Raw genomic sequence first — 12,471 nt, forward strand, 5'->3', positions numbered from 1 at the left:
ATATTATCTGTGGGTCTTCCCGCCCTTCGATGCGCTTCCGTCACAATCTTCTCTCAAAATATTAAACATTTGATTAATTATAAGACGCTGATTTCTCATGCGACATGTGAAAAATTAATCAGTATTTAATCAAGTGATTAATTTGTGATGAAGAGAAGTAAAAAAGAGCAGAAAGAACTGCTCTTTGAACAAATAGAAAAGTATTTACTTAGGAAGAACGGCCTTTTGATGCTAGATCACCCCCAACTTAACACACTCCAATTCGGTCTGTTGGCGTGTTCTTTTAGTTGTGGGCATGGATTTACCAGATAAGCGTAGTTTGCGTATTCACAAAGCGGTAAATCGTTGATTGAATCGGTATAGAAATGGATTTCGGAATAAGGCTCAGGCTGATTTTCTAGCCACTGTTTTAATCGCGTGACTTTGCCTTCACGATAACTCGGGATACCGTCGATTTCAGCAGTATAACGGTTGTTTTTCTCGATTAAATCAATTCCGAGTGCGGTTGGAATATTAAGACGGCGACCAACGGCTTCCACCAAAAAAGTGACGCTGGCAGAGATGATAACCATATCTATACCATCACGAGACAGTTGCTCAATCAGGGTTTTGGCTTGAGGGAACTGTTTAGGCAAAATATGGCTTTCAACACATTCTTCAACCAAGGCGTTTACTTCTTCAATCGGCATGTTTTCTAGTGGCTTCATGGAGAACGCTAGGTAATCTTCCATGTCCATTTTGCCTTCAGAGTACAAGGCCATTAGACGCTGATCTTCCTTAATAAATAAAGGATCAGTCGCGATGTCTCTCTCAACCATAAACTCGTTCCAAATCATTGCGCAGTCAGCGTTTATTAGGGTTTCATCCATATCAAAAACATACAAAGGTTTGGACATGTTTAGGCTCTCACTGGTTGAATTTCGTTTAGGTTAAAGAGTAGCTCTAGTTGGCTGCCATTCGCTAGTAAGCGTTCTGAAGAGCGGTTAAGCAAGTCAACAGTGAGCTCACACTCTTCAACGTTCACTTGATAGCGAATAACATTACCTAGAAGCTGGTGGTTGGTGATCGTACCTACTTGTGGCGCTGAGATGTGGCTATCATATTGACGACCTTGCTCTTTTACATATATAGACTCTGGGCGAATCGCCACTTTCCATTCGGTATCAATGTTGAAGAGTTGCTTGGCTTTATTGGCCTCTACAAGGTTGTAGTGCCCCATGAAACCGGCCACAAACTCGTTAGCAGGATGAGTATAAATTTCTTCAGGTGTTCCTGCTTGAACAATTTCTCCTTTACTCATTAGGAAGATACGATCAGACATAATCATCGCCTCTTCTTGGTCATGAGTTACGAAGATAGTGGTGAGATTCATCTCTTTCTGAATATCTCGGATTTGCTGACGAAGGTGTTTGCGGATTTTGGCATCAAGCGCAGAAAGTGGTTCATCAAGCAATAATATGCGAGGTTTCACCACCAACGCTCGAGCGAGTGCGACACGCTGGCGCTGACCGCCAGAAAGTTGATGCGGATAGTGTTTTTCTTTACCTGCCAGATCCACCAGTTTGATGACTTTAGCCACTTCACGTCGAATATCATCATTCGCAAGCTTTTTCATTTTTAAGCCAAATGCAATGTTGCCTTCGACGGTCATATTGGGAAACAGCGCATACGATTGAAAGACCATCCCAATACCACGCTCTTGCGGGACTTGATGCGTGATATCTTCTCCGTTTACCCAAATCTCGCCTCCATCGACAGGGTTAAGCCCAGCAAGGCTGCGAAGTAGTGTCGATTTACCACAACCGCTAGGGCCCAAAAGCGTAATGAATTCACCTTGCTCGATGTTAAAGTGAATGTCCTCAAATGCGGTGTTATCACCAAAACGTTTAGTCAGATTTTTCGCTGTTACGTAGCTCATTGTTTGACTCCTCGGCTGAAACGACTTGCCAACCAAGTCAGTAAAAAAATAAATAGGAAGTAGGTCATCACTAAGGCAGACGTAAAGTGGCCGCTCGTCTGACGCATGTTATACAAGTAGATTTGCAGGGTTTCATAACGTGTGCCGACTAAAATATTGGCGAACACAAACTCTCCCAATAGAAATGAAAATGAAAGGAAAAGCGATGCCATCAGTCCTTTTTTGAGGTTAGGTAAAATGACCATCAAAAACGCTTTGGTTGTACTTGCTCCTAGCAAGTGTGCAGCGTCCATTAAATCGTTAAGGTTAATTGCTTCGAAGCTATTAGAAATCGCACGATACATGAACGGTAACGCGATGGTGAAGTAAGTACCTACTAGAATCCAAGGAGTACCGATAAGGGAGATTTCACTGTCAGCATAAAGTTGAAGCAAGCCGACGGAGGACACCACTGGTGGTACAGCGAATGGTAGCAAAATCAATACGTTCATGAGCTTATCGAGCCTTGGAAAGTAGTAAAACACCACGAATATCGCTGGCAGAACTAGAATCACACTGAGGGTTAGCGAAGCAATACAAATAAACAGCGAACGCCCAAATGCTTGCAAAAAGCGTGGGTCGGTCAGCAATTTAACGTACCAATCAAAAGTGAAACCATCTGGAAGCACCGTGGCGCCCCAGCGTGATGAAAGCGAATAGACAAAGGTCGCTAAAATCGGGATGAGCATGATCCCAGCAATGGAATAAACCACCGTTTTATGGAATCGAGTATTAACGTTGTTCATGACTACTTCCTACCTGCATAGCTTTTCGAAATGAGCCATTGGTTAATCACTGTGATAAAGGCAAGTAACGCCATTAGAATCACCGAAATTGCAGCGGCGAGATTAGGTTCAAGGAACAGGTCTCCCGATACCAGACTCGCAATTCGAATGGTGATGACGTTATAGTTACCGGAGGTCAACGCATAAACACTCGCATATGCGCCGATTGCGTTGGCTATTAAGATAATAAAGGTACCGAATAAGGCTGGTGAGAGCACTGGCAGCGCGATTTTCGCCCAATACTGTGATGTTTTGGCTCCCAGTAGCGCAGCAGCAGCTTGCCAATCATCACTCAACGCGTCGAACGCAGGGTAGAGCAACAACACCGCCAGCGGGATTTGGAAGTAGATGTAAATGGCCAGCAGGCCCCATTTACCATAAAGGTCGAAATCACCGAGTAAGCCATACTGCTTGAGAAAAAGGGTAATCGCCCCATTGGTGCCCAAAATAATAATAAAAGCGAATGACAGAGGTACGCCTGCAAAGTTGCTGCTCATGTTCGTAAACGCAATCACACCGTCGCGGACTTTAGAATCGACTCTGCGCAGAGAAGAGACCAACAGAGTCGCAATGGCTAAGCCAAAAATGCTCGACCATACAGCTAACCACAAACTGTTGCCAAACGCCTGCATCATAAAGGCGGAGTCGAGCACTTCAATGTAGTTATCGAAGGCAAACTCGCCATCGTAGATAAAGCTGTTTAACAGTACCCAAATCATCGGTGCGAGTTGAAATAGATAGAAAAACAGTGCGAAAGGCGCCAACCAAATGGCTGGCTTAAAGCGCTTTAACCAAGTACTTGCCAAATTTGAACGTGATTCGCTAGAGCTTGGGGAGAGGACTGAACTGCTCATAGTGCTAACAATTCCTGAGTGTATGGCTTCGTGTGGTCAAGGTTTAGCAATTGACAAACGGTGCCACAAATATCAGTTTGCTTAATATGACAATCTTGATGGGTAAACTTATCACCAATGACAAACAGGGGAACTTCTCGCTCTTCAGGTAAAATCCCACCGTGAGAAAGATCGTTGTTCATGCCATGATCGCTGGTCACAATGATTTGATACCCATCAGCAAGCCATTGATCGATGTAGTTGGAAAGAATAATGTCTGCACCTCGCGCACAATTGCGGTATTGGCGAGAGTCTAGGCCAAACTTATGTCCTGTATCGTCGATATTCATCGGATGGATCAGTAAGAAATCAGGTTGATAGTTGCGGCGTAAATACTCTGCGTCCAGGAACAAGGCTTCATCAGGATAATGATCCCAATGGTAAAAGCAGCCGTGCTGGATATTCAGGGTTTCATCATGCGTGAAACGATCGCGAACAGGTTCAAATGGCGCGCGATTATAAAGCTCACTTACCCAGTGGTAGGCAGCCGCAGCGGTCACTTTTCCTTGGGCTTTTGCCAAACTGAAAATGGAATCGTATTTGGATAGACGAACGATATTGTTGTTTACGATGCCGCTTTCTACAGGGCGAACGCCCGTTAAAATGCACTCATAAAGTGGGCGAGACATAGAGGGCAGCTCACACTGCACAGGATAAAGCGTTGCGCGAGTTTCTTGTTGGGAACGACTTTGTTCTAGAAGACCATTGAGGTAGCCCATGCAATCACGGGCTACCTGATAGTTCAGTCCATCTAGAACAACAAGGATGACCTTATTGCTCATAACGACTTACTCTTATTGCTGGTGGATTAAGACACTTTCTTGCCATTGACGTGGCAGCTTACGTGCGGACTTTTCCCAAGCTGAGAAGTCAGTCACTGGGTGAACATTGCTGTATTGGTCATTAGCAATTAGCTTGTCTTGCACTGCTTGAGGCAGTGTGATGTTGGTGCGGATTGGACGCGCATAACCTTCTGCTAAGTTGATTTGCCCTTGATCGCTGAAGATGTATTCACGAGCAAGCTTTGCTGCATTAGGGTTCTTCGCGTATTTATTGATTATGGTTGTATAACCAGAAATCACAGAGCCATCTTGAGGAATGCTCACTGTAAAGCGGTCGCGGTCAATTTTGTCGCGGTAGTTCAATGCATTGAAGTCCCACATGATCGCCACTTCCACTTCGCCTTTTTCTAGGTTGGCGATGTTCGGATCGGTAAATGAAAGACGACCTTGCTTCGCGAGTTCAGAAAAGAATTTGAGCGCAGGCTTGAGGTTGGATTCGTCCCCACCGTTGGCGAACGCTGCGGCGAGAACCGCGTTGTTTGCCTGTGCTGCTACGCCTACGTCACCTACGGTCACTTTGTAGTCGCCTTTTAATAGGTCATCCCACGTTTTTGGCGCGTCTTTTACGAGGTTATTGTTGGAGATAAAAGAAATAGTGCCAGTGTAAGCAAGTGCCCAATGACCATCTTCGTCTTTTGCCCAATCTGGGATGTCATTCCAAGTTGTTGGTTTATATGGCTGAGTGACGCCTTTTTTAACCGCTACACGTGCGAAGGCAAAGCCTACGTCACCAATGTCTGCGGTCGCGTTTTTCTTCTCAGCTTCGAATTTTGCGATTTCTTGAGCCGAGCTCATATCCGTGTCTTGGTGCTTAAGGTTGTAGTTTGACTTTAAATCAGCCCATGTGTCTTTCCAGTTTGCCCAACTGTCAGGCATACCCACACTGTAAACCGCCCCTTCTTTTTGTGCTGCTGCTACCAAAGATTCAATATCGGCTTCTTTCGCTACTGTTGGCGTAGCGAGTGTTACCGCAATGATTGCCGCTGGTGCGGTAATTGAACGACTTAGCAAAGTTTTCATTGTCTCCATCCTTCTGGACTAGGTCAGTAAGTTCGCTTTGTATGCTATGGATGGAATGTGACGATTTAGCGCAAGTAATTTGACAGTTTTGCTGATTTTATATGGCACTTATATTTCATACGTTCAGTATGTGTTCTGTTGATTAATGTCATATTTTTGTTACGTAAACGCCTTATGTTATTCGTCAAATTATCGTTGGACTAGATCAGAATGAGAGCGACAGGCACCGGACAATTTGGTACCCAATTAGGAAAAATTAGAAGCAGCTTAAAACAGCAGATTCTTTCCGGCATCATGTCGGAAGGACAAAAACTGCCGTCAGAGAGAGAGCTCAGTGAGCTGTTTTCTACAACTCGAATCACTATCAAAGATGCGTTGGTGTCTTTAGAAACTGAAGGTCTTATTTATCGAGAAGAGCGCCGGGGTTGGTATGTATCTCCTGAGCGTATCTGTTACAACCCGTTGTCTCGTTCTCACTTCCATCAGATGATTCGAGAGCAGCATCGTATTGCAGAAACTAAGTTACTCAACGTGCGAAGTGAAATGGCCGCAGGTGAGTATGCCAAATCGTTAGAGGTGGAGCTAATTACCCCAATTTATGTAATTGAACGGTTACGTTTTATTGATGGGCGAGCGGTATTGTTTGTTGAGAACGTGCTCAAAGCGGCACTGTTTGAGGGTATATTGTTTGAGAACCTCACCATGTCCCTGACGGGCATTTATCGTGAGAAGTATGGTTACGAGACAAAGCGCTCTCGTTTTGATGTGATTCCCACGTCAGCTCCTGCTCATGTCGCTAAGGCGTTGAACCTAGTTGAAGGACAACCCGTTCTGAAAATTCGGCGGGTAAACTACAAACAAGATGGGCATTTAATGGACTGCGAATTCGAGTATTGGCGTCCAGACGCAGTGATGATTCGCATTGATAGCGTAGGATAAAGCGCAGAATTAAAAAGAGCCCAATGAAGGGCTCTTTTTCGCATATTGGTTAGAGAGGCGGTTTAAACGAGGCCTTGCTCTTTCGCCATTCTGCTTGCAATGCCGGGTGCTTTCCAAATGCTTGGCAGCAAAATGAAAGACACAGGTACGGCGGTAATCACAATGAAAGACTGCAATGCAGAAATACCACCAGAGCCCATTGAGATAAGCGCAATAGCGACAATACCCATAATCAGCCCCCAGAACGAGCGAATCACTGCGTTTGGTTCTGTTGAGCCCGTCATCACTACACTGATTGTGTAAGTCATCGAGTCACCCGTCGTCACGATAAATGTTGTCGTTAAGATCAGGAAAAGAACCGAAATGATCATTGGGTAAGGTAATTCACCAGTAATCGCTAGCAGTGCTGCAGGCAAGTTAAAGCCTTCAAACGCAGATGAAATCAAACCAGGGTTATCAAGTTCAAACGCAAGGCCACTGCCACCAACGATACTAAACCAGAAGCAAGTAATCAGCGGTGCCGCGATGCTAATAGACATGATTAATTGGCGAATTGTACGACCACGAGAGATACGAGCAATAAAGATCGCCATCATTGGGCCATAACCGATAAACCAACCCCAGAAGAATACTGTCCACCAACTTAGCCAGCCTGTATCACCACGGTAAAGTGCCATAGGGAAGAAGTTATCCACCATACGACCAACGCCTTGCACGTAGCCATCAACGATAAAGCTTGTCGGCCCGAAGAACAGGATGTAACCAATTAATAGTACAGACAAAATGATGTTGTAACGACTGACGATTTGAATACCCTTGCTCAAACCGCTCAGTGCGGAAAGGGTATACATCAGGATCGCCGCCATAATAACCATACTTTGCGTTACGAACGTATCTGGCAGGCCAAACAATGAGTTTAGCGCGTAGCTAATTTGTAAACCTAAGAAGCCGATAGGACCGATGGTTCCTGCTGCTACTGCAATGATGCTACATGCGTCAGCAACATCACCAATCCAGCCTTTAATGGCTTTATCACCAAACACAGGGTAAAGCAGAGTACGCGGCTTAAGAGGCAGGCCTTTATCGTAATGCAAGTGCATTAAGACAATGGAAGATAGACCACCAAGGATCGCCCAAGCTAAGAAGCCCCAGTGCATAAAAGACTGAGATAGGGCATTGATTGCGGCAGTTTTCGGTGAGGCTTCCCCGTATAGAGGCGGAGCAGTCACAAAGTGCGCGATAGGCTCAGCTGCGGCCCAGAACACACCACCACCTGCAAGTAGAGTACAGAGTACGATTGACAACCACTTAAAGTTATCAATATCAGGTTTCGCTAGACCACCTAGGCGCACATAACCAGTGCGACCAAACGCAAGAGCCAAACCAATTAGGAAATTCAGAAGAAGCAGTACTTGCCAGTAAGCTCCGAAATATTTAGTAGCAAAGCCGAAGCCGGTGTTAACCATTGCGGTTAGAGAGTCGGTATTCGTTAGAGCAAGTAAAACGAATAGAGTGAGGAAGCTACCACTTAACCAAAAGACAGGATTGGTGAGTTCGAGGCGCTTGAGTAAAGATGGGGGATGAATAGCAGAATAGTCAGCATCCTGAATAGGCGCTGTGTGGGAGGCGGCATTCGTCATATTTGACATAATTACTTCGCTTTTTAGGGCTATGAAGCCGTGCATTTCCCCTCACATCGTTTCGACGAAAAGTGTGAGGATGTTCAAAAAGCCGATGATGTTAACATGTCGAAGTTGCAAATATAACCTTAGATTTCGATTAATTTTTAACAGGTTAGCCAAGTTGCTGATTTTTGGGTAGAGATCAAAAGAAAGAGTTTTTACGTGAAATGCACCGCATTTCGTATGTAATTAACATTTCCCTTGTTTTTGCATGGGATTATCAGGATTACATTGAGAAAACATGTTTTTCCCAAGCTAAGGTTTAACTCGATGGCTCACTTCGAACTTAACGGGCAGTGGATGCTTACCTCGCCACAGCGCCCCAATCTTGAAATTCCAATGTTTATTCCGGGCGATAATGTGTCGGCGCTTTTACAAGCAGAGCAGATTCCAGATCCTTATTTTGCCGATAATGAAAACAAAGTTCGATGGATTGAAGAGTGTGAGTGGCATATCTCACGTGAGTTTGACGTCGACGCGTTTACGTTGTCTGCCAAGCAAATTTGGATGACGCTAACTCGTGTCGATACATTGGCAACCTTCTATGTTAATGGTGAGCTAGCACTAACTTGCAGCAACATGTTTACCCAGCAACGTGTGGATATTAAACCGCATTTAAAGCAAGGTACTAACACGATTCGGGTTGAGTTTGCTCGGGTGGATTTAGAAGGTATCGCAAGAGCAAAAAAACTGCCATTTCCTATTCCATCGGCAATGGGCAACAACCAAATTCCACACATGAACTTGATCCGCAAAACACAATGCCATTCCGGATGGGACTGGGGCATTTGCTTGATGGTATCGGGTATTTACGACCCCATTCAAATCGACATTGTGAATGAGCTTTGGCTCAAAGGTTTCTCGACAGAGCAGCAATGGCAAGCCGATGGGAGTGTGTTTCTTGATGTAGTAGTTGAAGTGGAAACGGACAGTCAACGCCATGAAATGATGGTTGAATTTAATGGTGAGCGTCAATGTATTCAAACAAAAGGAAGTGGTCACTATCATTGCCAGTTCCACATTTTGGAGCCTCAACGCTGGTGGCCATCGGGTTATGGCGAAGCGTATCTCTATCCCATTACCATTTCTTGCAGAGAGCAAAAGTTAACGCACAACATTGGTTTGCGTCAGTTAACCCTAAATAACCAAGTTGATGAGCACGGCTCTGCAATGGAATTTATCGTCAATGGCGTACCGATTAATGCTAAAGGTGCCAACTGGATCCCTATTGACGCAATGCCGGGGCGAGAGTACGAAACACGTTATCGCAACCTTTTGCAAAGTGCGGTTGACGCCAACATGAACATGATTCGCGTATGGGGCGGTGGTCATTACGAGAGTGAAACCTTTTATAACCTTTGTGATGAACTTGGCTTGTTGGTGTGGCAAGACATGATGTTCGCCTGCTCGTTGTACCCATCAAACGACGAGTTTTTAAAAGACGTAGAAGAAGAACTTAGATTCCAAATCCCGAGGCTTAAGAAGCACCCATCAATCGCACTTTGGTGTGGTGACAATGAAGTGATTGGAGCTATTGGTTGGTATGACGAATCTAAGCGCAGCAAAGTCAAATACACGGTTAACTACGATCGCCTCAACCGCATGATTGAGAAGGAGATTACCGAGCAAGATAGCACTCGCCGTTTCTGGCCAAGTTCCCCATGTAATGGTGAACTGGATTTCGGTGATGCGTGGCATGATGATAGTAAAGGCGATATGCACTTTTGGGACGTTTGGCATTCAGGAAAATCATTCAGTGCCTACCTTGACGTGAATCCTCGTTTTTGCTCTGAGTTTGGTTTTCAATCTTGGCCATCTTTTGCTGAAGTTAAGCGGTTTGTCCCTGAGCAAGACTGGAATATTACATCCCCAACTTTCGAACAACATCAGAAGAACCCTCGTGGTAATAGTATTATCACAGAGATGTTCACGCGCTATTTTCGTTTTCCCTCTGGATTTGAGAGCATGCTGTATTTAAGTCAAGTTCAGCAGGCAATCGCGATCAAAACTGCATGCGATCATTGGCGTGCCATTTCTCCAGTTTGTCGCGGCATGCTGTACTGGCAACTCAACGACAATTGGCCTGTCAGTTCTTGGTCTAGTTTGGAATACAGTGGTCGATGGAAGCAGTTGCACTACCATGCAAAACGCTTTTTTGCGCCGCAGTATTTGGTATTTTCCGAGCATACAGGCGAGTTGAGCCTACATTTGCTCAATGATGCCAAAGAGTCCGCAAGCGTCAACGCACTGCTCAAGTGGGTAGATTGGCAAGGGGAAGAAAAGCAATGTTGGAGCTTAGAGCAAACAGTCATAGCAGACAGCAATACGATTTTGTGGCAATTGGATGAATCGATCGAGAAGGACGAACTTACGTCAGGCTTCTTCTATGTTGAAGCGCAAATCGGTGAAGACAGAATAAGCAACACATGGTTTAGTACTCATGAGCTAAAAACCTTGCCGATAGCGAAAGCCAATATAGGTGTCTCTATTGAAGGGAGGAAAATTACATTGATTGCGGATAAGCCTGCGTTTTTTGTTCATTTGGAGAGTGATGCTGATGGAAGGTTCAGTGACTCCAGTTTTACTCTGTTGGTCAACGTTCCAATGACGGTTGAGTATTTAGGTGATGATGTTTCAGGTATGCAGCAGTCGTTGAGGGTATGCCACCTTAATGATTAAAGCGGGCATAGAACATCTATATGCTGATAACTAAAAAGGGAGCATTTGCTCCCTTTTTAGTTATTAAGTATCCGTTATTAAGCTCAGGTTGAGACAGAAGTTTATTTAAGTTTCTGATGGACCCGATAGCTAACGACAAAGCCAATGTAGAATAGTGCAGCAAGAGTAATCACTGCCGTCGCGTACGCCAGCAGGCTGTTTAACCCTAAACCAAAAGCCAGAGTGAAGGCGATACCATGAATGGCTTCCGCAGGGATTCGGTACCAAGCAGAGTGGACGGAAGATCCGAAGAGGATAAAGGTACTAAGTAAGACAATCGTGCCGCCTATAAAGCCGACCCATCTGCTGTTGTTCATGTTGCAGTCTCAGGGGTTACCGAGGTAACGTAACAAAATATTTCAGGATCGTATTATACAACCGATCATCGCGAAAAGCGCTAGAGAAATTTCGCGGATAAAACAGAGTGTTTTAATTCGAACAAAAGAATACGACATAGCCAACTTAATACAGGAATAACAAAACATGTTGAGATTTATACAACGTCGCCGCATTAAGAAAGTGATTAAGCTAATGAGTACCAGATTGATAGTGGGATACGGCAGTCGTGAGTACTTTTCGGTTGGTCAGGTAAAGACGAGCACCAGCGAGTTAAGCTTAAGCGCGTGCCAACAAAAAATTGCGTTGGCGTTGTATGCGAATCCGCAAGATCTTGATTTGGAAAACCAACCAGAATTGCAAGCAATACGCTCAGACGTGGCGCATGATTTCTTTTCTGGTGCCGATTATACCGCTCAAGATGTGCTTAATTTACTCGGCTCTGGTGGCTGGAAAGGCGGTCGAATGGAAGATGGAATGTCTCATCATTTTGGTATGCACAGTCGCTATTAAAAACATGCGTTAATTTTATAAATTCGATAAATATTTTTGCTGTTAAAGATTAATTAAATTTTCTTTCAATTGGGTAACAATTACCTAATTATGCACCCGAATCCCAGCGCGTCGCTGGACTGGTTGGATTGCATACCATGAAATTAATCATCAAAGGATTGGGGCTGAGTGCTCTTGTGCTCAGCATGTTTGCTCATGCAGATAGCAAAACGTTGAACGTTTATGCATGGGGTGGCTATTTGCCGGAAGCATCGTTAAAAGCGTTTGAAAAACAAGAAGGTATTACGATTAATTATTCGACTTTTGAGAATAATGAATCAATGTATACCAAGCTAAAATTGCTAAAAGGTTCTGGCTACGATGTGGTTTTTGCTTCTGCGTACTTCATTGAAAAAATGGGGCGAGAAGGGCTGCTTTCGAAAATAGATCACGCTCAAGTGCCAAACATGCAAGACACAATGGACGGTTTACTTGGCCAAGCGCACGATCCTAAAAATGATTACTCGCTGCCTTATATTTGGGGCATTACCGGGATCAGCTACAACGAATCCATGGTTGAGCAACCAGTGACCAAATGGGCAGACTTATGGGAGTCTCAATACGAACAACAAGTCATGCTGATTGATGACGTTCGCGATGTGTTCGGTATGGCGCTGAAGAAAAATGGCCATAGCGTGAACACAAAAGACGAAGCAGAAATCGAGCAGGCTTTTGATTCTCTAGTCGCGCTGAAAAACAACGTATTACTGTACAACTCAGATGCGCCGCAAGTCCCTTACGTGTCCG

At 44.6% G+C, this 12,471-nt stretch carries 12 protein-coding genes; 4 read left to right on the plus strand and 8 right to left on the minus strand.

Annotated elements, in window-relative coordinates; all coding sequences use genetic code 11:
* Nucleotides 1-236 precede the first annotated feature (236 nt).
* From IQR33_RS01510 to IQR33_RS01535, 6 genes are read right to left on the minus strand one after another with little or no spacing between them, the layout of a single operon-like run.
* Nucleotides 237-896: an HAD family hydrolase gene (locus IQR33_RS01510; RefSeq protein ID WP_005387091.1), complete on the minus strand. Its 660-nt coding sequence runs from the start codon at nt 894-896 to the stop codon at nt 237-239.
* 2 nt (nt 897-898) lie between these two features.
* A complete protein-coding gene (locus tag IQR33_RS01515; RefSeq protein ID WP_193837906.1) occupies nt 899-1,918 on the minus strand; it encodes an ABC transporter ATP-binding protein in 1,020 nt (339 codons plus the stop codon).
* The gene (locus IQR33_RS01520; RefSeq protein WP_158173378.1) at nt 1,915-2,703 is read right to left on the minus strand and encodes an ABC transporter permease; all 789 of its coding nucleotides are present in this window, start codon (nt 2,701-2,703) and stop codon (nt 1,915-1,917) included. Before IQR33_RS01520 ends, IQR33_RS01515 begins: the two co-directional genes overlap by 4 nt.
* 2 nt (nt 2,704-2,705) lie before the next feature.
* Nucleotides 2,706-3,596 carry an ABC transporter permease gene (locus tag IQR33_RS01525; RefSeq protein ID WP_193837907.1) on the minus strand — a complete coding sequence of 297 codons (891 nt, stop codon included), beginning with the start codon at nt 3,594-3,596 and terminating at the stop codon, nt 2,706-2,708.
* On the minus strand, nt 3,593-4,417 hold the full coding sequence (locus tag IQR33_RS01530) for an alkaline phosphatase family protein (RefSeq protein WP_064369403.1): 825 nt from the start codon (nt 4,415-4,417) through the stop codon (nt 3,593-3,595). The genes IQR33_RS01525 and IQR33_RS01530 overlap by 4 nt, the downstream gene beginning before the upstream one ends.
* 12 nt (nt 4,418-4,429) lie before the next feature.
* Nucleotides 4,430-5,497 carry an ABC transporter substrate-binding protein gene (locus IQR33_RS01535; RefSeq protein WP_005373851.1) on the minus strand — a complete coding sequence of 356 codons (1,068 nt, stop codon included), beginning with the start codon at nt 5,495-5,497 and terminating at the stop codon, nt 4,430-4,432.
* 210 nt (nt 5,498-5,707) lie between these two features.
* On the opposite strand from IQR33_RS01535, the gene IQR33_RS01540 reads away from it, so the two are divergent.
* Entirely contained in the window at nt 5,708-6,436 is a 729-nt protein-coding gene (locus IQR33_RS01540) for a UTRA domain-containing protein (protein ID WP_033906315.1), read from the plus strand.
* Between the two features lie 62 nt (nt 6,437-6,498).
* On the opposite strand, the gene IQR33_RS01545 is transcribed toward IQR33_RS01540, so the two are convergent.
* Nucleotides 6,499-8,085 (minus strand): BCCT family transporter, encoded by a 1,587-nt coding sequence (locus tag IQR33_RS01545; RefSeq protein ID WP_005373846.1) that lies wholly within the window; start codon nt 8,083-8,085, stop codon nt 6,499-6,501.
* A gap of 303 nt (nt 8,086-8,388) precedes the next feature.
* Between IQR33_RS01545 and IQR33_RS01550 the strand changes: the two genes are divergently transcribed.
* Nucleotides 8,389-10,797 carry a beta-mannosidase gene (locus tag IQR33_RS01550; RefSeq protein ID WP_193837908.1) on the plus strand — a complete coding sequence of 803 codons (2,409 nt, stop codon included), beginning with the start codon at nt 8,389-8,391 and terminating at the stop codon, nt 10,795-10,797.
* 101 nt (nt 10,798-10,898) lie between these two features.
* On the opposite strand, the gene IQR33_RS01555 is transcribed toward IQR33_RS01550, so the two are convergent.
* Complete coding sequence (locus IQR33_RS01555; RefSeq protein WP_017819806.1) at nt 10,899-11,153, minus strand: hypothetical protein; 255 nt, start codon at nt 11,151-11,153, stop codon at nt 10,899-10,901.
* Between the two features lie 166 nt (nt 11,154-11,319).
* Here IQR33_RS01555 and IQR33_RS01560 point away from each other — a divergent pair, with 166 nt between their 5' ends.
* Together IQR33_RS01560 and IQR33_RS32045 are read left to right on the plus strand one after the other, a co-directional pair.
* Nucleotides 11,320-11,685: a DUF6559 family protein gene (locus IQR33_RS01560; protein ID WP_054576155.1), complete on the plus strand. Its 366-nt coding sequence runs from the start codon at nt 11,320-11,322 to the stop codon at nt 11,683-11,685.
* 137 nt (nt 11,686-11,822) lie between these two features.
* A partial coding sequence (locus IQR33_RS32045; RefSeq protein WP_228013705.1) for an ABC transporter substrate-binding protein occupies nt 11,823-12,471 on the plus strand: 649 nt, incomplete at its 3' end.

The organism is Vibrio sp. OPT46, assembly GCF_015163535.1.
GTDB classification, from domain to species: Bacteria; Pseudomonadota; Gammaproteobacteria; order Enterobacterales; family Vibrionaceae; genus Vibrio; species Vibrio alginolyticus.